18 protein-coding genes are annotated in these 23,709 nt (G+C 66.7%); 10 read left to right on the forward strand and 8 right to left on the reverse strand.

Annotation, left to right across the window (positions count from 1 at the left end; translation table 11 throughout):
- Nucleotides 1-65: 65 nt before the first annotated feature.
- Together ACV959_RS06585 and ACV959_RS06590 are read left to right on the forward strand one after the other, a co-directional pair.
- Nucleotides 66-269 carry a hypothetical protein gene (locus ACV959_RS06585; RefSeq protein ID WP_475739099.1) on the forward strand — a complete coding sequence of 68 codons (204 nt, stop codon included), beginning with the start codon at nucleotides 66-68 and terminating at the stop codon, nucleotides 267-269.
- 100 nt (nucleotides 270-369) lie between these two features.
- Complete coding sequence (locus tag ACV959_RS06590; RefSeq protein WP_475739100.1) at nucleotides 370-666, forward strand: hypothetical protein; 297 nt, start codon at nucleotides 370-372, stop codon at nucleotides 664-666.
- Between the two features lie 95 nt (nucleotides 667-761).
- Here the strand turns inward: ACV959_RS06590 and ACV959_RS06595 are convergent, their stop codons facing one another.
- From ACV959_RS06595 to ACV959_RS06625, 7 genes are all read right to left on the reverse strand, one after another.
- Nucleotides 762-2,696, reverse strand: a complete 1,935-nt coding sequence (locus ACV959_RS06595; RefSeq protein WP_475739101.1) for an AsmA family protein — start codon at nucleotides 2,694-2,696, stop codon at nucleotides 762-764.
- Between the two features lie 78 nt (nucleotides 2,697-2,774).
- Complete coding sequence (locus ACV959_RS06600) at nucleotides 2,775-3,776, reverse strand: DUF2865 domain-containing protein (protein WP_475739102.1); 1,002 nt, start codon at nucleotides 3,774-3,776, stop codon at nucleotides 2,775-2,777.
- A gap of 99 nt (nucleotides 3,777-3,875) precedes the next feature.
- Nucleotides 3,876-4,310: a response regulator gene (locus tag ACV959_RS06605; RefSeq protein ID WP_475739103.1), complete on the reverse strand. Its 435-nt coding sequence runs from the start codon at nucleotides 4,308-4,310 to the stop codon at nucleotides 3,876-3,878.
- 95 nt (nucleotides 4,311-4,405) lie between these two features.
- Nucleotides 4,406-4,777: a DUF423 domain-containing protein gene (locus tag ACV959_RS06610; protein WP_475739104.1), complete on the reverse strand. Its 372-nt coding sequence runs from the start codon at nucleotides 4,775-4,777 to the stop codon at nucleotides 4,406-4,408.
- Nucleotides 4,778-4,800: 23 nt separating this feature from the next.
- Nucleotides 4,801-6,345 (reverse strand): undecaprenyl-phosphate glucose phosphotransferase, encoded by a 1,545-nt coding sequence (locus ACV959_RS06615; protein ID WP_475739105.1) that lies wholly within the window; start codon nucleotides 6,343-6,345, stop codon nucleotides 4,801-4,803.
- Nucleotides 6,346-6,349: 4 nt separating this feature from the next.
- On the reverse strand, nucleotides 6,350-7,573 hold the full coding sequence (locus ACV959_RS06620) for a glycosyltransferase family 4 protein (RefSeq protein WP_475739106.1): 1,224 nt from the start codon (nucleotides 7,571-7,573) through the stop codon (nucleotides 6,350-6,352).
- 15 nt (nucleotides 7,574-7,588) lie between these two features.
- Nucleotides 7,589-8,185 (reverse strand): polysaccharide biosynthesis/export family protein, encoded by a 597-nt coding sequence (locus ACV959_RS06625; RefSeq protein ID WP_475739107.1) that lies wholly within the window; start codon nucleotides 8,183-8,185, stop codon nucleotides 7,589-7,591.
- Between the two features lie 161 nt (nucleotides 8,186-8,346).
- On the opposite strand from ACV959_RS06625, the gene ACV959_RS06630 reads away from it, so the two are divergent.
- A complete protein-coding gene (locus ACV959_RS06630; RefSeq protein WP_475739108.1) occupies nucleotides 8,347-10,443 on the forward strand; it encodes a GumC family protein in 2,097 nt (698 codons plus the stop codon).
- Nucleotides 10,444-10,453: 10 nt separating this feature from the next.
- Here ACV959_RS06630 and ACV959_RS06635 read toward each other — a convergent pair whose 3' ends face one another.
- Nucleotides 10,454-11,647 carry a GNAT family N-acetyltransferase gene (locus tag ACV959_RS06635; RefSeq protein ID WP_475739109.1) on the reverse strand — a complete coding sequence of 398 codons (1,194 nt, stop codon included), beginning with the start codon at nucleotides 11,645-11,647 and terminating at the stop codon, nucleotides 10,454-10,456.
- A 117-nt stretch (nucleotides 11,648-11,764) separates the two neighbouring features.
- Between ACV959_RS06635 and ACV959_RS06640 the strand changes: the two genes are divergently transcribed.
- The 7 genes from ACV959_RS06640 to ACV959_RS06670 all read left to right on the forward strand — a co-directional run bounded on the left by ACV959_RS06640 (nucleotide 11,765) and on the right by ACV959_RS06670 (nucleotide 23,697).
- Nucleotides 11,765-12,820, forward strand: coding sequence for a polysaccharide deacetylase family protein (locus ACV959_RS06640; RefSeq protein WP_475739110.1), 1,056 nt, complete (start codon nucleotides 11,765-11,767; stop codon nucleotides 12,818-12,820).
- A 73-nt stretch (nucleotides 12,821-12,893) separates the two neighbouring features.
- Nucleotides 12,894-13,817 (forward strand): J domain-containing protein, encoded by a 924-nt coding sequence (locus ACV959_RS06645; RefSeq protein WP_475739111.1) that lies wholly within the window; start codon nucleotides 12,894-12,896, stop codon nucleotides 13,815-13,817.
- A 65-nt stretch (nucleotides 13,818-13,882) separates the two neighbouring features.
- Entirely contained in the window at nucleotides 13,883-15,118 is a 1,236-nt protein-coding gene (locus ACV959_RS06650) for a M48 family metallopeptidase (protein WP_475739112.1), read from the forward strand.
- 96 nt (nucleotides 15,119-15,214) lie between these two features.
- A complete protein-coding gene (locus ACV959_RS06655; RefSeq protein ID WP_475739113.1) occupies nucleotides 15,215-16,768 on the forward strand; it encodes a M15 family metallopeptidase in 1,554 nt (517 codons plus the stop codon).
- Between the two features lie 242 nt (nucleotides 16,769-17,010).
- Nucleotides 17,011-20,304 (forward strand): transglutaminase family protein, encoded by a 3,294-nt coding sequence (locus tag ACV959_RS06660; protein ID WP_475739114.1) that lies wholly within the window; start codon nucleotides 17,011-17,013, stop codon nucleotides 20,302-20,304.
- A complete protein-coding gene (locus ACV959_RS06665; protein WP_475739115.1) occupies nucleotides 20,294-22,816 on the forward strand; it encodes a circularly permuted type 2 ATP-grasp protein in 2,523 nt (840 codons plus the stop codon). The genes ACV959_RS06660 and ACV959_RS06665 overlap by 11 nt, the downstream gene beginning before the upstream one ends.
- A complete protein-coding gene (locus ACV959_RS06670; RefSeq protein WP_475739116.1) occupies nucleotides 22,813-23,697 on the forward strand; it encodes a transglutaminase family protein in 885 nt (294 codons plus the stop codon). The genes ACV959_RS06665 and ACV959_RS06670 overlap by 4 nt, the downstream gene beginning before the upstream one ends.
- Nucleotides 23,698-23,709: the final 12 nt, after the last annotated feature.

Here is a 23,709-nt window from a genome sequence, read left to right on the forward strand (position 1 = left end):
CCCCGTTAATGGCGTAAGTCGCCGTCTTCGAAATGGTTTAGTCTAGCCCACGACAAGGGGGAACGATGCTGCATGCTCTGATTGCCGACGCACAGGCCAGGCTCGACGAAGCGCGCCGTCAGCTGCGACTCGCTGCGATCAACTTCGACGTCTCGGACGAGGAGCTGCTCGAGCTGCGCGCGAACGCCCGCAAGGTCTATGAAGAACTGGCGGCGCTCGACCGCAAGTTCCTGAGGAAAGGCCTTTTCGGCTTCCTGAAGTTCTGGTGACCGCCCGATTCCGCTGACGACGTCTTGCTTCCGAGACGGCCGCGCCCTCCTTAATTTGAAAAGGGCGCGGCGCGCGTCGCCGCTGCGACGAGGAAGAACAATGATCAGTCCCGACACCCCTCCCGGAACGGAGGTCGTCTGCGTCGAGGATGGGCCCGGCCGATTTGGCGACGGCGGCCTCCGGCGCGGCGAGATTTACACCATCGAACGGATTGCGCCGGCGATCGACGGCGGCCATGTCGCGGTCGTGAGAGAAATCCCGCCATGGCGGACCTATGCGCCGCCATGGGGACTCGTCGGCGTCGGATTCGAGCTGCGGCGCTTCCGTTATCTCGACCTGCCGCCCGCGCTGACTGGGTTGCTCGAATCGGCCGCGCGCGAGAACGAGGCGGTCTAGAACGCCTGGCGCCGAAGCGGACGCCGGTTCGGCCGAATGGGCGTCACAGAAAACAGCTGGAGCCCCGATCCGAAGCGCTCGGATCGAGCGAGACTCTAACGCTCCGACTCGGCCGTCGGCTCCGGCGGCGCCTCCGGCAACAGGGGCGCCGCAGCGCCGGACCGCCGGATGAACGCCTGCGGATCCGGGGCGAGGGTCAGCTCGTCGAAGCCGCCGGCGACGTCGAAGGAGATGTGCAGCCCCTTCTCGCGGGATTTTCCGGCGTTGTCGGCCTCGCGCGCGACCGCCTTCAGCGACAGGGTGCGCTCCGCCAGATTCGCGGTTCCGCTGAAGGTCAACGCGAAGCCCGGACCATGGGCGGCGCCGTCCTCCAGCGTTCCGATCCCTTGCTCGACGAGCAATGTGGCGCTGGCCTTGTCCAGCGTAGAGCTGCCGGAACGGATGTCCTGCGCGCTGGCGAGCGGCCGCTTCTCGAGGCGGCGCAGCGCGCGCTCGAAATCTACGCCGGCGATTTCTCCTTCGCTCAGCGTCATTGAAGCGCGCCCGTTCAGGCTGCGCATCAGCTCCGCCATGCTGGCGCCTGTCGCGTCGAGCGAAAGCGCCGAATCGAGCGCCCCGCCGATCGCGAGCTTTCCGAAGGCGTCCCAGAGAAGGGCGTTGGCGTCGACCCCGGAGGTCTGCGACGCGGCGTGGACGGCCAGCCCTTGCGCGGCGGGCCTGAACGAGGCGCGGGCCTTGACGCGCCCCCGGTAAGCCCGTGCGTCAACGAGGGACAGATCGAGGATGCCGTCCCGAAGGGCCATCTCGAATGTCGCGTCATCGATCGTCAGCCGCCCGAGCCGCGCATGGCGCGCGGCGAGCCGCAGCTCGACGTCGGCCCCGGAAAGGTCGGGCGGATCGAGCGGTTCGCGACTCCACTGGCCGTCGGCGCCAAGAAGCGACGGCGCGTCGGCGAACATCGGCTTTAGTGCGACGAAATCGCTCGAGAGCTCGGCCGCTAGGTTCGGGCGGCCATCGCCGTCGCGAAGCGCCAATTCTCCGCTGAAGGCGTTGCCGTCGACGACCAATTGGAACTCTTTCAGCCGCGCTTCGCGCGCCGAAATCGTGGCCTGTGCCGAGAAACGGGCGTCGCCGAAGGGGCCGGGCAGGGGCGCCGATAGGTTAAACAGCCCGAGCGCCTGCCGCACGGAGGCCGCTGTTCCGGCCACGCGCCCGGAGAAATGCGCATTGGCGCCGGCCTCGGCCAGCCCTTGCGCTTCGAGCCGGAAGCTCTCGGCGTCGAGGCGGCCGGTGGCGACCGAGGGGTCGCCGCGCAACAGCGCGCCGGGGCGGGCGATCCAGAGAAGGGATTTGATCCGTTCGCCCTTCCAGTCGAATTCGGCCTTCAGCAGCGCCGGTTCGCCGACCCTTCGCCAATCGAGCGCCGCGGAGATCTTGCCGGCGCCGTAGTCGACCCCGTTGCGGCGCACGCTCAGCGCGCCGTCGACGATATTCACGACGCCGAGTCGCACATTGTCCGCCTTTTGCGCCTCGACAGTCGCCGGCGGCGCGACGGCGGCGCGGGCGGCGGCGCCGGGGGCGTCGATTCGTTTCGCGTCGAGATCGAGACGGGCGCGCGGCCGGACGAGCGCGAGCGAGTCGACGTCGAGACGTCCGAGGAGAAGCGGCAGAATTTTGAGGACGCCGTGAAGCTCGTCCGCTTCGATCACCAGCGCGCCGTTTCTGTCGGCGAAGGCGACGCCATGGAAGGACACATGCGGACGCGGGGCGAGGGAAAAGCGCGGCTGACCGCGCGTCGCGACGTAAAGGCCGGTCGAGTCCTGAAGCTGGCTGGAAACGGCCGCGAGAAGCGCGGCCGGCGAGTATAGCCATGGCGCGACGGCCGCCACGACTCCGGCCGCGACGGCAAGGCCCGCGACGGCCGCAAGCAGCGGGCGCGCCCAGCGGGCTGCGCGAATTTTCTTCGAGACGCCCGTGCCCCTTGAGGGAGGCGGGAAGATGGACGGGTCACGTTCCGCGAACGGCGGCAAGCGCTTGCTCCTACGCCAACAAGTTTTTAGCTTGTTGCGGGGAAGCGCGGCGAGAAAGTGGCGACGGCTCCGGCCCGTTCAGAGGCGCGGCTCCCTCCCGCCCGCGCGGCGTTCCGTGTGCGCCACGTCGAGCCGGCCCTGAGGCGTCTTCAGCGCCCGCTCTATCGCGTAAAGCGCGCTGCGGTTCGACAGCGGCGCGTCGCCGGTCTCCGCGAGGGACAGGAAATCCGACGCCTTGAAGGGGAACCGGCTGCCGCGGCGGACGACGCGGACCCCCTGCGGGGTGACGACCGTGTCGCCGGGCCGCAAGGTCGAGTCCCAAAGGAAGGCGCTGGCGGCGGCGGCCGAGGCGCTCGCCTCCGTCTGGCAGGCGCAGCTCTTCGAGCGCGCGTCGGAGGGATCGGGACGCGCGATGAAATGCGTATGGCTCTCCCCCGCGGCCGATTTCGCCTCGTCCGGTTTGTCGGAGCCCGTCGGCAGTACGAACAGCGTCGCTTGTGCGCCCGGGCAGAGCTTCTCGCAGTTCGCCCGCTGGCCGGCGACGTCCGTCGCGCGGGAAACCGGCAGGGCAGGGAAACGATAGCCGTCGCAGGCTCGCACGCAAACAGCGCGGCGACCAGTTCCGCCCGCCTCAACGCCCGGCGCCGGCTGGGCTGCGGCCGCGAGCTTTTTGGGCCGCTCGACGATCTCGTTTCCCGGCGATCGGCGCGCGTCGGCCGGAGCCGGGGAACGATGCAAAGCGTTGACGAATTTCGGGCGTTCGAGGATTCGTCGCCGTGCCTGAAGGACGTGGGCGCGTGGACGCTTCGCCTGCTTCAGGCGGCGGCGGGGCGCCGCCCGTTCGTCGGACGGGACGTAATAACGCGGCGCAAAACCATTGTAGTAAAGCGCCGCCGGCGGCTCTCCAGGACCGAACAGCGCGTCGACCAGCCCGCCCGCAGCCTTGCTGGCCGGCGCGTCATATCCCATCAGAACGACGCAAAACAGGGCGAATGCCGCCCCGAGGGAGATGGAGGAGCGGGCGCGCGCGGCTTGCGCGCTGGTCCGCGTGTGCGAGCCGAACTCGAAACGCGACGGCATGGAACAACTCACGCTAAGAGATTCTTAACTCTCTTTACGCAAGTTACCGGTTCGACGCCGCTTCATCAAGTTCACGGTAAAGCTTTTTTTCATCAGGATTCAGGCGTTTTTCGCATTGGCCAATTCTTCGCGAAGCGCCCGCATTATCTCCTCGACGTAAAAAGGCTTTTCCACCACGGCCCGTTCTAGATGCGCCTCGGGGAGCCCTGCGCGCCCGCAACCGGTGGTGAATATGAAAGGAATCCCTCGCGTCGAGAGAGCGTCGGCCACGGGGTCGATTTTCTCGTGACCGATGTTGACGTCGAGGAGGGCGATGTCGAAGCGCGCCGACTGCGCCAGCCTCAGCGCCTGGGAAACGCTCCGCGCCGAGCCGACGACCACGAGCCCGAAATCGGCAAGCGTCTCCTCGAGCGCAAGCGTAATGTAAGGATCGTCTTCGACAATTAGCGCCCGGCGGCCGAACAGGGGATCTCCCGGCCGTTGCGCATCGCTCGATGCGCCAGGTCTGTGCTGAGGCGCGTCCGAGACAGACATGAACGGATCGTGCGGCTCTTTGCCGCGCGAGTCCAGCGGCTACCCGGCAAAGTTGAACATCAAAGTCAACTGTTGCTCAAAAGACGCAGTCGGTTTCAGTTCTTCCGCAGATTGACCGCGCCCCAGAGCGCGAGCGCCAGCCAGGCGACGATGGTCAGGCCGCCGCCCGTCGGCGCGGCGAAGGGAAAGAGCTTTCCCCCGAGATAAACGCGCGCCGCGAGGTCGGCGGAGAACAGCGTCACCCCCGCCTGAAGCGCAAGCGCCGCCCCGGCGAGCCAGCGCGCCGCAGGCGGTGAGGAACGTCCGAGCGCCGCCAGCGCAAGGCCCGCGCAGGCGTGGATCATGAGGTAGCGGCTCGCCGTGTCGAGCAGAGGATTGGCGTCGACATGCGCCGCCGCGGCGGCGAGGGACACGCCCGCCGCGCCCTGCAGGGCCGCGATCGTCGCGATGACAAAGGGCGATCGCACGTCGAACTCCTCTCAAGCCCGATTCAATAGGCGTTTTCAGCCTTGATCAGCGCAAAGGGCGTCAAGGCCAGAATGTAGATGTCGAGCAAGATCGACCAGTTTTCGATGTAGTAGAGGTCGTATTCGACGCGCTTCTGGATCTTCTCCGGCGTGTCGGTCTCGCCGCGCCAGCCGTTGATTTGCGCCCAGCCGGTGAGGCCGGGCTTGACCCGATGGCGCGCGAAATAGCCGTCCACGACTTCATCGTAGAGGTGATTCGCCGCTTGGGCGACGATGGCGTGCGGCCGGGGGCCCACGAGCGAAAGGTTGCCTTTGAACACCACGTTGATGAGCTGCGGCAGCTCGTCGATCGACGTCTTGCGAATGAAACGGCCCACGCGCGTGACGCGCGGATCGTCGCGCGTCACCTGTTTTGACGCCTTGTAGTCGAGCTGGTCGACATACATGGAACGGAACTTGTAGATCTCGATCTTCTCGTTGTTGAAACCGTGCCGGACCTGCTTGAAGAACACCGGGCCGGGAGAATCGAGCTTCACGGCGATGGCCGTCAGCAGCATGACCGGCGAGAGCAGGATGAGGCAGATCGTTCCCACGATCTTGTCGAAGAGATATTTGACGACGACGTCCCAGTCCGCGATCGGCTTGTCGAAGACGTCGATCACCGGAACATTGCCGATGTAGGAATAAGACCGCGGCCTGAAGCGCAATTTGTGCGTATGCGCCGCGAGCCGTATGTCGATCGGCAGCACCCAGAGCTTTCTCAGCATTTGCAGCAGGCGCGCCTCGGCGGAAATCGGCAGCGTGAAGATCACGAGGTCGATGCGGGTGTGGCGCGCGAACTCCACGAGATCGTCCACGGTCCCGAGCTTCGGATAGCCGGCGACGACGTCGGGGGAGCGTTGGTCGGCGCGGTCGTCGAACAGGCCGAGGATGCGCAGATCGCCGTCTTCCTGCTTGGCGAGCTCGCGCAAAACCGGATCGGCGAGTTCGCCGCCGCCCACGATCACCGTGCGCCGGTCGAGCTTGCCCTGATGGGTGAGCCGGCGAACGATGACGGCCAGCGCGAAACGCTCGCAGGTCAGCAGCGCAAGGCCCGCCGCGTACCAGCCGAGCAGCCAGAGGCGGGAGACCGAGTCGTCGAGCTTGAAGAAGAAGACGGCGGCGAGCGCGACGACGAAGACGAGAGACCAGCCGCCGGCGATTTTCAGCCCGTCGCGGACGGGCGCGCGAAACGAGGCGGTGTTGTAGAGACCGAGCGATTGGAACACGGCGATGGCGCTCAGCGCCATCGCCGCCATGACGACGTAATAATCGAGCGACCGTCCCCAGTTCGGCACGACATGGGCTTCATGGATCGCGACGCCCGCAAGCAGAAGCATCGTGAATTCGACGAGTCTGACGACGCCCGCGAGAACGATCGGCGAATAGGATTTGCCGGGCGCGCCATTGCTGGCGATTTCCGCAAGCAGGGGACTCAGCGGCGGGCGCTCGACCGGAGAGTCGCTCTTTCGGGAGCCGTCCTTCTCCGGATTTACGCCTTTCATGTCGCCGACAGCGAAAGCGCACATATCCTTACTCTCCTGTTGGCGCCCGGGCGGCGCTGACATAGGGACGCGCCCGCGCATTAGCTAGAGCCTCGCGATAGCCCCGCAAGACGCCCTCGCTCATCAAGTCGATGGTGAACCCGTCGCGAACGAAGCGCGCCATCTCATCGGCGAGCGCCGTGCGCGCCTGCGGATCCATCTCGCGCATTTCGCGCATGGCCGCCGCGAGCGCGGCGACGTTCCTCGGAGGAACCAGCCGGTCCGCGCGGGCGCCGAAGATTTCCGGCACGCCGCCGACATTCGTCGCGACGATCGGCAATCTTGCCGCAATGGCTTCCAGCACGATGTAGGGCAGGGACTCCGCGCGGCTCGGGGCGACGAGTATGCGTCCCCGGCGGAAGGCGCGCGCGCCGGGCATTGGCGGCAGGAAGGCGACGCGATCGCCGACGCCAAGCCGCTGCGCGAGATCGCGGAACAGCGGCTCGTCCTGCCCCGAGCCGACGAGCGAGAGGCGCGGGCCGCTCGGCAGGGACGCGAAAGCGCGCAGAAGATCCTCCACGCCCTTGGCGATGCGCATCTCGCCGACGAAAAGGAAATCGTCGGCGTCCGCGTCCGTCTCGGCGGGCGCAAATTCTCCCTCGGCGAGACCGTTGTGAACCACGCGGGCGAGGCCCGGCGGAGCGGCGATCGTCTCGACGAAGCGGCGGCGCGCGTAATCGCTTTCGAAGGGGATGAGATCGGTGACGCCCGCCATCATGCGCTCCGCGGCGAAAAAGACGCGGCCGACCGGCGTGTCAGGCGGAAAATGCAGGCTCCCGCCATGCGGCGTATAGACGCGCACGAGCGGCCTTTTCGGCTGCGGAAAGCCGGGCAGCAGGGCTGGCAGGCGCGTGTAGAGCCCCCCCTTGGCGCCGTGCCCGTGCAGCACGTCGGGCTCGCATCGGCGCAGGAGGCTCGCGACGCGCCATGCGACGCGAAGATCGTCAGGATGCGGCAGACGGCGCATGGGAAGGCGTTCGAGCCCGAGAGCGAGGGAGGGCCGCAACTGCGCGAAAATTCCCTCCGCCGCGTCGCCGCCGGTGGTCGAATCCGCGACGATGCCGACCTCGTGGCCCGCCTTCGCCTGCGCGCGCGTCAGATCGACGACGTGACGAAAGAGCCCGCCAACGGGCGCGCGCATGACGTGGAGGATGCGCAGGCCGCCTCGCCCCGCCGTTCTCTCCGCCGCGCACTGATCGCCGTCCGAGGCCACCGCCGCCCTTTCTCGTCAAAATATGCGTTCGCGCACCGTAATCGTGTCGCCGGGCCGCACCGGCGTATCGAGCGGCACGCGGCCCGTCACTGGAACGCCGTCGATCACGCGGGTGAGATCCACGGCCCCCTGATAACCGCGCGGACCAAAGCCGCCGGCGATCGCGATCGCGGTTCTAGCAGTCATTGCTTCAACAAATGGATACTGACCGGCGTTGGTCACTTCGCCGAGCACGAAGAAGGGACGGTAAGCCTCGACTTCGACCGAGACGCGCGGCTCCCGGACGTAGCCGTTGCGCAGCCGCGCCGCGATTTCCCGTTCCACCGCCGGCGGATCGAGACCCTGCACCGGCACGGAGCCGATCAGCGGCATGGCGATGCGGCCCGCCCCGTCGACGAGATAGGAGTTGGAAAGGGCGTCCTGTCCAAAGACGATGACGCGCAGCCGGTCCCCCGCGCCGAGCGCGTAGGGCTCATAGGCGGAGGCGGCGAACAGTTCCGGACGGTTCTGGCCCGGAACGGCGCAGGCGGACAGGAACGCGCTCGTCATCATCGCTACCGCCAGGGTGAGCGTCTTGCAGGCGACCTTCTTGGAGGCGACCGTGTTCGCCATTTCGGTTCCGTCTGGTTCTAGCAAATCCGATGTCCGCAGCAGAGCGACGACAACTATTTATTGGCTCATGGTTAACAAACTTTGACCTTGCCGGCCCGGCGCGGCTTAACCAGCCCTAAACCATAATTGCTTTAGGACTCTTCGCGGACCCCGGAGAAGCGATGCGTTCCAGTATGCCAATCGAGACGGAGACTGCGACAAACGACGTCGATTTGTCGCGGATCGGCCGTGTTCTCCTCCAGAAGCGGTGGTGGGTGATCGGCCCAACGCTGCTGGCGTTTGTCGGCGCGCTCGTTTTCGTCAACGTCGTGAAGCCCCGTTACAGCGCGGACGCGAAGCTCCTCCTCGAAAATCAGGACGATTTCTACGCGCGCGTCGACAAGGGCGAGCGCGCCGACGTCAACGGCCCCGACGCCGAAGGCGTGCAAAGCCAGATCCAGCTGCTCACCTCGCGCGATCTCGCGCGCCGGGTCATCAAGCAGTTGGACCTTCAGGGCAACGTCGAGTTCGATCCGCTCGCGAACGGCGTCGGCGCGTTCACGCGCGTCATGGTGCTGCTCGGGATAGCGCGCGATCCGACGCAGATGTCCCCGGAAGACCGCATTCTCGAGAAATTCGGCGAAAAACTGTCCGTTCTGTCGCCAACGAAAACGCGCGTCCTGTCCATCGAGTTTTCCTCGCGCAATCCCGATCTCGCCGCGCGGGGCGCCAACGCCGTCGCCGAGACCTACATAGAGATGCAGCAGGAAGCCAAGCGCGACATCGCGCGGTCGGCGGCGCAGTCGCTCGGGATTCTCGTGTCGGAGTTGCACAAGCGCGTGGCCGAGGCGGAAGCGAAGGTCGAAGCCTATCGCGCCGAAACGGGCCTCCTCATCGGCGCCAACAACGCCATCATTCCCACGCAGCAGCTCGGAGAGTTGAACAACCAGTTGTCGACCGCGCGCGCCGCGCAGGCGGAGGCGCAGGCGAAGGCGCGACTGCTGCGCGAGATGTTGCGGCAAAACCGCGTCGGCGAGATCCCCGACGTCGCCAACAATGAGTCGATCCGCCGCATCTTCGAGCAGCGCGTCGCGCTGCGCGCGCAACTCGCGCTCGAGTCGCGCACGCTGCTGCCCATGCATCCGCGCATCAAGGAGCTGAATGCGCAACTCGCCGATCTCGATCTGCAATGGCGCGCGGCCGCCGAACGCACGGCGCGCACGCTCGAGAACGACGCCCGCATCGCGTCGGCGCGCGTCGAGAATCTCGCCAGCGAGCTGGAAGCGCAGAAGCGCGTCGCGGGCGCGGCGGGCGCGGAGGAAGTGAAGCTTCGCGATCTCGAGCGTCAGGCGCGCCTCCTCAAGGAGCAGCTCGAGGCGGAGACGTCCAAGTATCAGGAGGCGCTCGCGCGCGAACGCGTGAAGGCGACGCCTGCCGACGCGCGCGTCATCCAGCGTGCGCTCGCGCCTCAAAATCCCTCCTTTCCCAAAAAAATCCCGATCACGGCCTTCGCGACGCTCGCAACGCTGATCCTGTCCGTCGGCGCCATCGTCGCGACCGAGATGCTGACCGGACGGGCGCGCGTCGCGGCGCCGGCAATGACGCTGGTTGCGCCGGCGCCCTCACGGGGCGTCCTCGCGGAGCGCGCGCGCGTCGAGCCTGCGCTGGATGCGGCGGCCCCGCTACCGTCCGAGGGCGATCGCCGTCGCGTCGAAACTGGCGCCCGGGAGGCCGATGCGGTCAATCAGATCGATCAGGCGCGCGCGACGCAGACCTGCGTGAAAGTGCTGGTTACGCCCTGCGAGACGGAAGGAAAGCCCGCCGACACCGTCGTCGCCCTGGCGCGAAATCTTTCGCGGCGCGGCCGCACATTGCTCGCGGTCGCCGACCGGGGCGCCAAGACTTACGACGCGCTCGTCAATGCGCCCCATGGCGCGCCGAAGGGCATGTCGGACGTGGTCTGCGGCGCAGCGGATTTCAGCGAGGCGATTCATCGCGACGTCGGCAGCCGCCTGCATGTGATGCCGGGCGGAAACGGCGCCGGCGAGGAGCATTTCGAACTCGCGCTCGTCGTCACCGCGCTTGCGCACACTTACGATTTCGTCATCTTTGCGGCCTCGGCCGAGCAGGCGCTGCGCCTCGCGTCGCTTGTCGATCTCGCCTTCGTGCTCGGCGGCGACGCGGCGGCGGAAGCGCTTCGGGCGCAACTTGCGGCGGCGGGCGCCGATGCGCAACTGCTCGAAGGCGGCGCTGGCGCGGACGATCTCGTGGCCGCCTGACGAAACAGGCTCATTTGAGTTCGCGCATCGCGCGCCGGAAGCGCACATAGGCGCGGGCGAGCCTAGGGCTTTGCTTCACGCGCCGCTTGAGCCTCAGATAGGCGGAAAGCAGCGGCGCCGCGATGGCGCCGCGCGGAGAAACCGGCACGACGAGGTCGCATAATTCGATGGTCTCGTCGCAGACGGCGCTCTTGTAGCGCGCTTCCCCGGCGCCGAGATCGAAATGCGTCATCCCGCGCTCGACGAGGTTGCGCATCAGCGCATGGAGCAACAGTTCGCCGGGCGAACAGCGCGCGATTTCCTCATCCATATCGAAGGAGTTGAGCATGGCGGAAAAGCGTCCGCCGCGAACGACGCCCGCATAGGTCGCGACGACGCGCCCGCCGACGCTCAGTCCATGAATTTCCATCGCGCCGTCGCCGGTTTCCCGGCTCAGGCGGCGCAGCATCCGGCGCGCGCCTTCGCGTTCGAAGACGCCTTCGACGCCCATGTCGATGAAGCGAACGGTTTTCTGTTCGATGAGCGCCTCGACGATCGCGTCCGCGCGCGCGCCGGTCGCGCCATGCTCATAGGCGAGGGCGCCCATCTCGGCGAGACGCGCCTCTTTCTTGCGAAGCTTTTTGCGAGAGTCTTTGGAGAAGCGCGCGGCCAGTTCCTCGGCGGTCGCGGGCAGCGTCGTTCCAAAAGCGTAACTCGCGCTCGGCCGCGCGGCCTTGAACGCCAGCGGATTGGCGACGCCGTCGAACTGCTTCGGCTGGTTACGCAGATAGATGATGTCCGGGCCGCGCCGTGCGCGCCGCGCGCCGGCGACGAGAAGCGCGCGCAGGGTCTTTTCGTCGAAATGGGCGCTGGGGTGGAGAAGCGCGAGATTGAAGTTGCTTTCGCGGCCGCCGAGGAAGGCGGCGATGCGCAGCCCCGCCCGGGTTTCGATCGCCAAGGGAAGGAGCGCGCGCGGCCGCCCGGCGCCGTCGCGCGCCAGGAGCATGAAAGGTTCGAGGCGTTCGTCCTGTCCGATCGTTTCGAGCCAGACCGACTGAAAAAGGTAGGATTGATAGGCGCTGACCGGGGCGAGCGGATACAGCTCCTCCCACGCCTCGCGCGCATCCTCGACGCGCGTCAGGATCTCGATCGTCTCGAAAGGGGCGGAGGTCGCCGCCGGCGCGCTCATGCGGGCGCCATCCAGCGTTTCCAGCCTGGTAACCATATTTCCGCCCACGCTCCGGGAACGAGGAACCGTCCTCACGAATAAATCTGCCGCAAGACAGATAACAGGTGGTTAGAGTCTTTATCGTAAATTCGGAAAGGGTTTCCGGGAGGACAGATGGCGACCTGGCGGGAGCGCGCAATCGAAGCGGGGATGGGACTGTTCCGGGCGAGCGGCGCGCATCGCCTCGCCGCGCCCTTCACGCGCGGTCTGGGCGCGGCCCTCATGTTTCATCGCGTACGTCCCGATCCGGGCGAAGCCTTCGCGCCAAATGCGGGACTTGAGATCGCGCCTGCTTTTCTGGACGCCCTGCTGACCCACCTGCGCGCGCAGGGTTACGACATACTGTCGCTCGACGCGGCGCTCGACGCCTTGCGCGCCGCGCCGCCGCCGGCGCGTCCCTTCGTCGTTCTCACTTTCGATGACGGCTATCGCGATCTCGTGGAACATGCGCTGCCGATTTTGGAGCGCCATCGCGCGCCGTTCACGGCTTATGTCGCGGCGGGCTTCGCGGATCATTCCGCCCGGCTGTGGTGGCTGGAAATGGAAGAGGCGTTTCGCCGCCTCGCGCGCGTCGATGTCGTCGTCGGCCGTCGGCGGATCGTGCGCGATTGCGCCTCGGCGCAGGAGAAGAGCGACGCCTTCGCCGAGGTCTATTGGGCGATCCGCGCGGGCGGCGAGGCGCAATTGCTGGAGATCGTCGCCGCGCTTGCGTCGGAGGCGGGGATCGACTCCCGGCGCCTCGTTGCAGAGGCTTGCCTCGACTGGCGGGAGCTCGCCGCGCTGGCCGGTCACGAGCTTGCGACGATCGGCGCGCATTCCGTCACCCATCCGCGTCTCGCGAAACTCGATGCGGCCGAAGCCCGCCGCGAGATGGCCGAAAGCCGCGACCGGATCGAGCAGGCTTTGGGCGTGCGGCCGCGTCATTTCTGCTATCCGGTCGGCGATCCGACGTCCGCCGGGGGCCGCGAGTTCGCGCTGGCGTTGGAGCTTGGTTTCGCCAGCGCGGTGACCACCCGTCCGGGGATGCTCTTCTCCGAGCATAAAGACCATGTTCACGCGCTGCCGCGCCTTTCGGTCAACGGCAAGCATCAGAGCCTCGCCGCGCTGGACGTTCTGTTGAGCGGCGCGCCCTTCGCGTTGATGAACCGCGGCCGGCGCGTGGCGGCCTGAAGGGAGGCGGGCCATCTCCTTCGACATTTTCGACGAGCCCATAAAAGTCGTCGAGCGCGGCGAGGACCGGGGAATGCTCCGGGCCGCGCTGGCTCCGGCGCTCGCGATCGTCGTCCTGTCGCTTGTCGCCGTGGGGGCGCTGAATGTCGTTGCGCCGCAGGAACTCGCGCCGCTCGCCGTCGCCGACGCGCAGATGCAGCAATACGCCGAGGCGGGACATTTTCCGTTGATGGCCGCGGCCGCCGCGGCGCAACGGGGGGCCCTGTCGACCGTCGCCGGGCTGCAAACCTTTGGCGCGCTGGCGCTCGTCTTCTTCGCCTCGGCCCACGCCGCCTGGCGGGGTTTCGCAAGCAGCCGCGTTCGCGGCTGGTCGAACGCCTTCTGGGGCGTGAGCGTCGTTTCGCTCTGCCTCGCGCCGTCGATTTTTCACGGCGTCTCGCTGGCGACGCTCGACTACCTCGTCTCCGCCTCGGCGAGCGGGAAAGCCGTCGGCCTGCCGGGGTTCCTGAACGAAATCTATGGGCCGGATGGACTGAACAGTCGCATGCAGCCGGCGGTCTTCATCATCGAGCGCGCGGTCGCCGCCGGCGCCCTCGCGGCGTTTTTCTCTGTCCTCGCGCACGATATCGGTTACCGGCTGCGGGAGGCTTTTGAGGATTTCGGGCTGATCGAGGCCGACGAGGACAGACGGCGCCGCGCGCAGGCCGGGGCGGGCGCGAGCGCAGGAGCCGGGCCGCATCGTCGCGCCGACGGAGAGCGGCATGGGCCGGAGGAGGGGGGCTTCGGCCAGCGCCGCCGGCCGCCGCCGACGGGGGCGCCGATGAGCGAGGACGCCTGCGCTCGCGCGGTTCTCGGCGTCGGCGCCAACGCCTCGCGCCGGGAAATCGAGCGCGCCTATCGCACGCAGATGAAGCGCGCTCATCCGGACCACGGCGGCTCCGTTGAGCGCGCCGCCGCGCTCAACGCCGCCCGCGACGCCCTCTTGCGGCGCAAATAGGGGGCCTCGCAAAGCGAGGGCGGAGCGCGTATATTTGACGGAAATCATACGAACGGAGCGGTTCAATGAGCGCCATGGGCGTCCTGATCTGTGTGGCCATCGCCCTGTCCGCGGCGCTCGGCGTCTATCTGCGCAAGCGCCAAATCGACAATGTCGCCGCGAATCGCGACGCCGTGCCCGCCGACTTTGTCCGCGAGGTGACGCTCGACGAACACCGCCGCGCCGCCGATTACACCATTGCGCGCACGCGCTTCGGCATGGCGGAGACTGTCTATGACGCCGTCATCTCCATTCTCTGGCTCGCCGCCTGGATGGCGCCGCTCTATGCGCTGGTTTCACAATTCGTCGCGCCGGGGCTGACGCGCAGCGTCGCCTTCGTGCTGGCCGCGAGCATTGCGGGCCATCTGCTGGAACTGCCCTTTTCGCTCGTCAACGCTTTCTGGCTGGAGGAGCGTTTCGGCTTCAATCGCCTGACGCTGAAAACCTTCTTTCTCGACGAGATCAAAAGCGGCGCGATCGGCCTCGCGATCGGAGCGCCGCTGCTCTTCGGCATGTTCTGGCTTCTCGGCGCGCTGCCCGACACATGGTGGCTCTTCGCCTATGTCGCCTTCATGGTTTTCACAATCGCCATGACGGTGATCTATCCTGCCTTCATCGCGCCGCTCTTCAATGAATTCACGCCCATGGAGGAGGGATCGACCAAAGCGCGCATGGAGGCGCTGCTGAGGAAGTGCGGCTTCGAATCGAAGGGCCTCTATGTCATGGACGCCTCGAAGCGCTCGGCGCATGGCAATGCCTATTTCACCGGCTTCGGCAAGGCGAAGCGCATCGTCTTTTTCGACACGCTGCTGGAAAAGCACACGCTCGAGGAGATAGAGTCGATCCTTGCGCATGAACTCGGCCACTTCAAATACGGCCATGTGCGGCAGATGATCCTGCAGGCGGCCGTCATCGCCTTCATCGGCTTCGCGGTTCTTCACTGGGCCTTTGGCGACTCGACTTTCGCGGGCTGGTTCGGCCTGCCGAAGGACCCCGGCGTGGTGCTGATCGCGCTGCTCATCGCCAAGGAGCCGGTCTCGCATCTGCTGCATCCGCTGCTGGCGTATCGCTCGCGCAAAAACGAATTCGAGGCCGACGACTTCGCCCGTCAGATGGTTGGCAAGGAGCCGATGATCTCCGCGCTCACCCGCCTCACGCGCGACAATCTCGCGACGCTGACGCCTGATCCGCTCTACGCCAAATTCTATTTCTCGCATCCGCCGGCGCCCGTGCGCGTGGCGCAGTTGCGGGCGGCGGGGTGAGGGAGGTGGCGGAGGCGATTGAATTCCTGGTGGAATGAAGATTGGCAAGGCGCGCTTGCAAAGGTTAAGATTTGCCGTCTCTGAAAGGAGTTTGACATGAGTTCATTGCAGGAACGCTTGAGAATGGCGGAGGCGATCCTTGATTTCGAGGCGCGCCGGGATCGACAGGGGAGATTGGAAGTGTACCGCCTCCCCGTTGACGACGGCGGTGGGGCCTATGAGGTGGCAGGCATTAACGAGCGCTATCATCCAGAGGAAGCACGTTATCTCGCTCAACTGATCGAGGCGGGTCAATACGAGGAGGCGGAGCTTCAGGCTCGGGAAATGATCGCAACTTTCACGGACGTCGTTGTGACTTGGACCGGCGTCTCCGCGATTGAAAGTTACCTTCGTGACTGTGCTTTCAATCGAGGCCCGCGTGGGGCCGCACGGATACTGCAGCGCGCAGTCGGGGTCGAAGATGATGGGGTCGTAGGGCAAAAGACTCGATCAGCCGTTGCGCAGAAAGAGGCTGAGCCACGAACGCTTCTGAAAGCATTGCGCGCAAGTCGTGAAGATTACGAGCGAGAGGTCGTCGGACGAAGCGAGCAAAGCCGATTCTGGAAGGGATTGGTCAACCGGTGGAACAATGCCCTGAAGTTTGCCTTGACGTTTTTGCCGGATTACGAAGCGCCTGCGGAGGCAATTGCGCGAGTCCCGGCGACGTCGAGAGAAGATCGTTTCGAGTCGGCTCGGGCGGCTGTCGCGAACGCTATGGCTTTTCGTTCCACCGGGATTTCGGAAGCGGGTGTCGCGCCTCGCGAGTTCAATCTGGCCACAGCGGCGTCGGCTCTGTTGTCGGCTTCAATCGCGCCCGTGGCTTTGCCGGCTCTCCGCCTTGGATCACGAGGAGATTTGGTCAAAGCTTGGCAGTCATTCCTTCTTGGGCAGGGACTCGACCCCGGTGGGCTGGACGGCGTTTTCGGAGACAAGACCGAAGCGGCGACAAAAGAGTTTCAGTTGCGGCAAGGACTTGTGGTGGACGGCGTCGCGGGCCGCGCGACCATCCTTGCTGCAATGTATCAGGGGTTCGAACTGATCGAAGAACCCGCCTCGGACAATAGCGGCTCGAACTTTCCTCCGAGGCCTAACTTTGCGCCGCTCGAAAGCACCTCGGCGCGGCAGGCGGTTTTCGGGCGGTTCGACTTTGTCGCAGAGCCATTGCCCGACAATCGGGAGAACATCCGGATATTGGGAAGCTGGGAGCGCGAGAACATCGTCGATGTTCCGATTCCTCAACTGAGGAAAGCGCTCGGGACGAGGGCGCCCCGCACAATTCGCTTTCACCGTTTGGCGGAAAAGCAATTGAAAGGGCTTTGGCAGGATTGGGAGGACAATGATCTCCTCGATAGAATTCTTTCTTACGATGGCGCGTTTGTGCCCAGGTTTATTCGAGGAAGCGCATCCGACTTGAGCAATCATGCTTTTGGCTCCGCCTTCGATATCAACGCCGAAGAGAACCCCCGGGGGGCTCGGCCGCCGCTTGTCGGGCAAAGAGGGTCGGTGAGAGAGCTTGTTCCGTTCGCGAACAAGTGGGGATTCTATTGGGGCGGTCATTTTGGCAGCCGCCCGGATGGAATGCATTTCGAGATCGCGTTCCTGATGAGTTGAAGTGACGTAACTGGGAGCGTTCCGTCGCTCGCGGCTTATCCAACGCTCCCATGAGGCGATAGGAAGGGGGTGGCCAACGGCCGCCCCCTTCCTGTGCACCCCCTGCCCATCCCGCCGTCACTCTGCGGGAATTGCCAGCAATATCACGTATTTCCTGCCGATCTGATTGACTTGGGCGCCCACGCCTCCGCAAAATTCCCGTCGCGGCGCAGCATGCCGTTGTCGCGAAGGCGGTGGTTATCTTGTCGATCCAGGTCGCGCTTCATCACGTCACGCATTACAAATACGACCGTCTCGTGGGCCTCGGGCCGCAGATCGTCCGGCTTCGGCCCGCGCCGCATTGCCGAACGAAAGTCACGGGCTATTCGCTCAAAATTCTGCCAACAGAGCATTTCATCAACTGGCAGCAGGATCCGCACGGCAATTGGCAGGCGCGGCTCGTCTTCCCCGAGAAGGCGCGCGAGTTCAAGATCGAGGTCGATCTCCTCGCGGAGATGGCGGTCTACAACCCCTTCGACTTTTTCATCGAGCCCCACGCCGAGGAATTTCCTTTCGTCTACAAGGCGGAACTGGCGATGGAACTTGCCGCCTATCTCGAGATCGAGGCCGCGGGCGCGGCGCTCGACGACTATATAAACGCGATCTCGCGCGAGAAGCGGCGCACCATCGACTTCCTTGTCGACCTCAACGCGCAGCTCCAGAGGGACATTCGCTACGTCATCCGCATGGAGCCCGGCGTGCAGACGCCGGACGAGACGCTGACGCTGCGCTCGGGCTCTTGCCGCGACTCGGCCTGGCTGCTCGTGCAAATCCTGCGTCGCCTCGGCTTCGCGGCGCGTTTCGTGTCGGGCTATCTCATCCAGCTCAAGGCCGACGTCGAGCCCCTCGAAGGCCCGGCGGGAACGGATCGGGATTTCACCGACCTTCACGCCTGGACCGAGGTCTATCTCCCCGGCGCGGGCTGGATCGGGCTCGACGCGACCTCAGGCCTCTTCTGCGGCGAAGGCCATCTGCCGCTCTGCGGCGCGCCGCACTACCGCTCCTGCGCGCCGGTCTCGGGCCTCGTCGAACCGGCGGAATGCGATTTCCATTTCGAGATGCGCGTAGAGCGCATACGCGAGGCGCCGCGCATTACCGCGCCCTTTTCGGACGAAGCCTGGGCGCGGCTTGACCGGCTCGGCGAGAAGGTCGACGCGGAACTTGCCGCACAGGACGTGCGCCTCACCATGGGGGGCGAGCCGACATTCGTTTCCATCGACGATTTCCAGTCGGCCGAATGGAACACGGCCGCCGTCGGTCCAACGAAACGCGCCCGCGCGGACGAACTCATCCGGCGTCTGCGCGACCGCTTCGGGCCCGGCGGCTTCCTGCATTACGGCCAGGGCAAATGGTATCCCGGCGAGAGCCTGCCGCGCTGGGCCTTCGCGCTCTACTGGCGCAAGGACGGCAAGCCGATCTGGAAAAATCCCGCGCTCATTTCGGGCATGGCGCCGAATGCGGAGGTCGCAAATCCGGTCAACGCCGGCCGCTTCGCGTTCGAACTCGCCGAGACGCTGGGGGTCGGGAAGGATTATGTCATCCCCGCCTACGAGGATCCTGCGCATTGGATGCTCAAGGAGGGACAACTTCCGATCAACGTCGATCCGCTCGACCCGAAGATTGAGGACGCCGAGGAGCGCGCGCGCATGGTGCGCGTCTTCGAGCGCGGCCTCTCGACGCCCACGGGATATGTGCTGCCGATCCAGCGCTGGAACGCGCGCGCCGGGCAGCGCTGGCTGTCCGAACGCTGGCCGATGCGGCGCGGAAGGCTGTTTCTCGCGCCGGGCGACTCGCCGGTCGGCCTGCGCCTGCCGCTCAACGCGCTTCCATGGGTGCCAGCGTCGGTCTACCCTTACGTCCACAATCAGGATCCGATGGAGGAGCGCGGGCCGCTGCCCGATCCCTCCCATTTTCAACAAATCTACAGCGAGACGCGCGCCGCCGGGCAGGATGTGATGGGCCAGTCGATCGTCGAGGGCGTGGTGCGCACGGCCCTCGCCGTCGAGCCGCGCGACGGCGTGCTCTGCGTCTTCATGCCGCCAGTGACGCGGCTGGAGGATTATCTCGAACTTCTCGTCGCCGTGGAGACGACGGCGGAAGACCTCGGCATGCCGCTGCATATCGAGGGCTACCCGCCGCCGGTCGATCCGCGCATCGAGGTCGTGAAGGTCACGCCCGATCCCGGCGTGATCGAGGTGAACATTCATCCCGCCGCTTCATGGCGCGAGGCGGTGGAGAATACCACGACGCTCTACGAGGAAGCGCGCCTCGCACGGCTCACCGCCAGCAAATTCATGACGGACGGCCGCTGCGTCGGCTCGGGCGGCGGCAACCATGTCGTGCTTGGCGGCGTGACGCCGGCGGACTCGCCTTTCCTGAGGCGCCCCGATCTCTTGAAGAGTCTCGTGCTCTATTGGCAGCGGCATCCGTCGCTCTCTTATCTCTTTTCGGGCCTCTTCATCGGCCCGACGAGTCAGAGTCCGCGCATCGACGAGGCGCGTCACGACGCGCTATACGAACTCGAAATTGCGCTCGCGAACACGCCGGGACCGGCGGATTACGGCTATCCCATCTGGCTTGTCGATCGCCTGTATCGCAATCTGCTCGTCGATGTTTCGGGCAATACGCATCGCTCGGAAATCTGCATCGACAAGCTCTATTCGCCCGACGGCCCCACGGGGCGTCTGGGCCTCGTCGAATTCCGCGCTTTCGAGATGCCGCCGGACGCGCGCATGAGCCTCGCGCAACAATTGCTGCTGCGCGCGCTTGTCGCTTGGTTCTGGCGCGAGCCGCAGGCGGGCGACTGCGTGCGGTGGGGAACGGCGTTGCACGACAAATTCATGCTGCCGCATTTCGTTTGGACGGATTTTCTCGGCGTGCTCGACGACCTTGCGCGCGCGGGCTATCGCTTCGAGGCGGAATGGTTCCAGGCGCAATACGAATTCCGGTTCCCGCTCGCCGGCCGCGTGGAGCATGGCGGCGTGACGCTGGAGATCCGCCACGCGCTCGAGCCCTGGCATGTGCTGGGCGAAGAAGGCGCCGTTGGCGGCACGGTGCGCTATGTCGACTCGTCGGTCGAGCGGCTGGAGGTGAAGGCGAGGAACTTCGTGCCGAACCGCCATGTCGTCGCCTGCAACGGCCGCCGCGTGCCGCTGCAGTCGACCGGCGTTTCGGGGGAGGCGGTGGCGGGCGTGCGCTTCAAGGCGTGGCAACCCGCCTCGGGCATGCATCCGACGATCCCCGTGCATACGCCGCTGACCTTCGACGTCGTCGACGGCTGGAGCAACCGTTCGCTCGGCGGCTGCGTTTATCACAGCGCGCATCCGGGCGGGCGCAATTACGACACCTTTCCCGTCAATTTTCACGAGGCCGAATCCAGGCGCCTCTCGCGCTTTCAGGACCACGGCCATACGCCCGGCCGCGTGGAGCCGCCGCGCGAGGAACCTGCGGGCGAGTTCCCGCTGACGCTGGATTTGCGGAGGCGATTTGGCCGTTGAGCTTGAAGCGGTCGCTGATCCGGGAGCGGAGGCGCAACGGCTCGCCGCGTGGATCGCCGACTACCGGCCGATGCCGGGCGTTCCGGACGAGCTGATCGGCCCGGACGGGCGGCCGCGCGCGCATTGGTCGACGCTGCTCGACACATTGGCGGGGCTGGGGCAGGGCGGCGTTGAAAGCCGTTTCGCCGCCGCCGCGCGGCGCATCAACGACATGGGCGTGACCTATCGCGTCCATGGCGAGACGCGCGAACGCCCCTGGCCGCTGAGCCGCCTGCCGCTGCTCATCACGGAAAGCGAGTGGCGCGAGATCGCGGCGGGCGTGGCGCAGCGCGCCGAACTGCTCGATCTCATCTTGCGCGACGTTTACGGCGAGGGTCGCCTCGTCGCGGAGGGCGCGCTGCCGGCGGCGGCAGTCGCGGGTTCGCCGGAGTTCAATCGTCCGATGTGCGGCGTGAGGCCCGTGGGCGGGCGCTGGCTGCGCTTCTACGCCGTGGACATCGGCCGCGGGCCGGACGGCAAATGGTGGGTTCTGGGCGACCGCGCCCAGGCGCCCTCGGGCGCGGGCTACGCGCTCGAAAACCGCCTCATCCTCGCGCGCGCCTTTCCAAGCCTGTATCGCGAGATGAAGGTGCGGCGGCTCGCTGGCTTTTTCCGCGACTTTCGCGCGGGCCTCGTCGCGGCGTCGCCGCGCTCGGACCCGCGCATCTGCCTCATGACGCCGGGCCCTTGGAGCGAGACTTACGCGGAGCAGGTCTATCTCGCGCGCTATCTCGGGTTTCTGCTGGTCGAGGGCGAGGATCTCGCGACGAGCGAGGGCAAGCTGCACGTCCGCACGGTCGCGGGACTGAAGCGGATCGACGCGGTGTGGCGGCGTGTGGACGCCGACTGGCTCGATCCGCTGGAGGCGAACGCCGCCTCGCGGCTCGGCGCGCCGGGACTGTTCGACGCGATCCGGCAGGGCGCCGTCGCCATGGCCAACATGCCGGGGGCGGGCCTCGTCGAATCGCGGGCGCTGATGAGCTTTCTCCCCACGCTCGCCCCGCGGCTGCTGGGCGAAAGCCTGCGCCTGCCCAATGTCGCGACCTGGTGGTGCGGGCAGGAGCCCGAACGCGCGGAAATCCTGCGCGCCTTCGACAGCCGGGCCATCGCCGCGGCCTTCGGCGACACGGCGGAGGGGCTCGACGGCGCCCGCGCCGCGATCGGCGCCGAACTCGACGCCGCCCGGCGCGCGCGCCTCGTGCGCGCGATGGAGAGGCGCGGCATGGATTATGTCGGGCAGGAGGTCGTGAAGCTCTCGACCACGCCGGCCTGGGACGGCGGCGCCCTGACGCCGCGCCCCTTCACGCTGCGAATCTTCGCCGCCGCGACGCCGGAGGGCTGGAAGATCATGCCGGGCGGCTTCTGCCGCGTTTCGGACCGGCGCGACGCGCGCGCCATCTCCATGGGCGCGGGCGCGCAATCGGCCGACGTCTGGGTGATCGGCGAGGAGACGGTCGAAAACGCGACGACCCTGCTGCCGCCCAAGAACGACGCGCCGGTGGTGCGCGTGCCCGGCAATCTGCCGAGCCGCGCCGCCGATAATCTTTTCTGGTTGGGCCGCTATCTCGAACGCGCCGAAGCGACGCTGCGCGTCGTGCGTTGCCTGTGCAATCGTCTGACCGAGACGCAGAGCAACGCCATTCAGGGCCGCCAGCCGATTGAGCGCTGCGAGCGCCTGCTCTTCGCCTGGGGCGCGGCGGCGCCCTTCGCTGCGGGCCATCCCGGCGCGGCCATCGCGCATTGCGCGGCGAGCAATCCGGGCTTCTACGGGTCGGCGCGCGCGATTGTCGGGCAGGCGAAGCGCGCCGCCTCCATCGTGCGCGAACGTCTGTCGCAGGACATTTGGCAATTGCTGGTGCGGCTCGAAACGCGGCTGGAAAACGGGGCGGGCGCCGCGCCGCTCGAGCCTGAAATACTCGAAACGGCCGAACGCGCCCTCCACACGCTCGCCGCTCTATCCGGCCTCATCGACGAAAATTTCAACCGCGCCTCCGGCTGGGCCTTCATCGACCTCGGCAAGCGGATCGAACGCGCGATCAATGCGTGCCGCTTCGTGCGTCAGTTCGCCGACGAGGATCCGACGATGGAGACGCTCGACGCGCTGCTCGAACTCGTCGACTCGCAGATCGCCTACCGCTCCCGCTATCTCGCCGGTCCCGCTTTGGCGCCCACGCTCGACATGACGCTGCTCGACCCCTTCAACCCCCGCTCGGTCGCGTTTCAGGCGCATCGGATCGACGAGCGTCTCGCCGCGCTGCCGGCGCTCGCCGACGACGGCATGATGGAGCCCCAGCGCCGGTTCGCCGTGTCGCTGCGCGCCGATCTCGAAGCCGAGGACGCGCGGCGGATCGACCCCATGCGCGTGCTGCTCATCGAGCAGCGGCTGATGGCGCTCGCCAACGCCGTTTGCGAACGCTACTTTTCCCACGTCACCGATCCCGCGCCGGCGGAGAGGCGGTCGAAACTCGCGTGATCTACGACATCTCCCACGTCACGACCTACAGCTACGAGTCGAGCGTCGCCTCGGCGCGTTGCGCGATCCGGCTGACGCCGCGCGACGGCGCCGGCCAGCGCCTGCTGACGCACCGCGTCGACGCGGTCCCTGCGCCGGAGACAACGCGGGAAAGCTCGGATTTCTTTGGCAATCGGATTTTGGAGGCGACGATCCGGGAGGCTCATGCGCGGCTGCGCATCGCGGTCTCGGCGCGGGTCGAGGTCGCGCGGGAGGAACCGCCGGCCGCCCGTCTCACGCCGGCCTGGGAGTCGATTTCGCGCGCGGCGATCTCGGCGCGGGCGCTCGATCGGCAATCGCCGGTCCACTGGATCTTTCCCAGCCGTCTGACGCCGCTGCACGCGCCGGCGACCGATTACGCGCGGGAGAGTTTTGCTCCCGGCCGCCCCGTGCTGGACGGCGCTGCGGAACTGATGCGCCGCATAAGGGCGGATTTCGCCTACGACCCTGATGCGACCCATGTCGCCACTCCGCTCGCCGAGGCTTTCGCGGCGCGCGGCGGCGTGTGCCAGGATTTCGCGCATATCATGATCGCAGGGCTGCGCGGCCTTGCGATTCCGGCGGCCTATGTCAGCGGCTACATCCGCACCGCGCCCCCGCCGGGACAGCCGCGGCTCGAGGGCGCGGACGCCTCGCACGCCTGGGTGGCGGTATGGTGCGGCGAGCCTTTCGGCTGGATTCATCTCGACCCGACCAACGCCTTATTCGCTGACGACAACCACATCGTCGTGGCCATCGGCCGGGATTATGCGGATGTCGCGCCGATCGACGGCGTCATCGTCGGCGCCGGGCGCCAGGCGCTGACGGTCAGCGTCGACATCCGGCCGCATGGCGCCGCCTGAGCGGCGAGCGGT

The sequence above is a fragment of the Methylocystis sp. Se48 genome (assembly GCF_056269425.1).

Coding starts and splice junctions, on each gene's coding strand:
- ACV959_RS06585 (WP_475739099.1), top strand. CDS start 66: ATGCTGCATGCTCTGATTGCCGACGCACAGGCCAGGCTCGACGAAGCG.
- ACV959_RS06590 (WP_475739100.1), top strand. CDS start 370: ATGATCAGTCCCGACACCCCTCCCGGAACGGAGGTCGTCTGCGTCGAG.
- ACV959_RS06600 (WP_475739102.1), bottom strand. CDS start 3,776: ATGCCGTCGCGTTTCGAGTTCGGCTCGCACACGCGGACCAGCGCGCAA.
- ACV959_RS06605 (WP_475739103.1), bottom strand. CDS start 4,310: ATGTCTGTCTCGGACGCGCCTCAGCACAGACCTGGCGCATCGAGCGAT.
- ACV959_RS06615 (WP_475739105.1), bottom strand. CDS start 6,345: ATGTGCGCTTTCGCTGTCGGCGACATGAAAGGCGTAAATCCGGAGAAG.
- ACV959_RS06625 (WP_475739107.1), bottom strand. CDS start 8,185: ATGGCGAACACGGTCGCCTCCAAGAAGGTCGCCTGCAAGACGCTCACC.
- ACV959_RS06630 (WP_475739108.1), top strand. CDS start 8,347: ATGCGTTCCAGTATGCCAATCGAGACGGAGACTGCGACAAACGACGTC.
- ACV959_RS06635 (WP_475739109.1), bottom strand. CDS start 11,647: ATGGTTACCAGGCTGGAAACGCTGGATGGCGCCCGCATGAGCGCGCCG.
- ACV959_RS06640 (WP_475739110.1), top strand. CDS start 11,765: ATGGCGACCTGGCGGGAGCGCGCAATCGAAGCGGGGATGGGACTGTTC.
- ACV959_RS06645 (WP_475739111.1), top strand. CDS start 12,894: ATGCTCCGGGCCGCGCTGGCTCCGGCGCTCGCGATCGTCGTCCTGTCG.
- ACV959_RS06650 (WP_475739112.1), top strand. CDS start 13,883: ATGAGCGCCATGGGCGTCCTGATCTGTGTGGCCATCGCCCTGTCCGCG.
- ACV959_RS06655 (WP_475739113.1), top strand. CDS start 15,215: ATGAGTTCATTGCAGGAACGCTTGAGAATGGCGGAGGCGATCCTTGAT.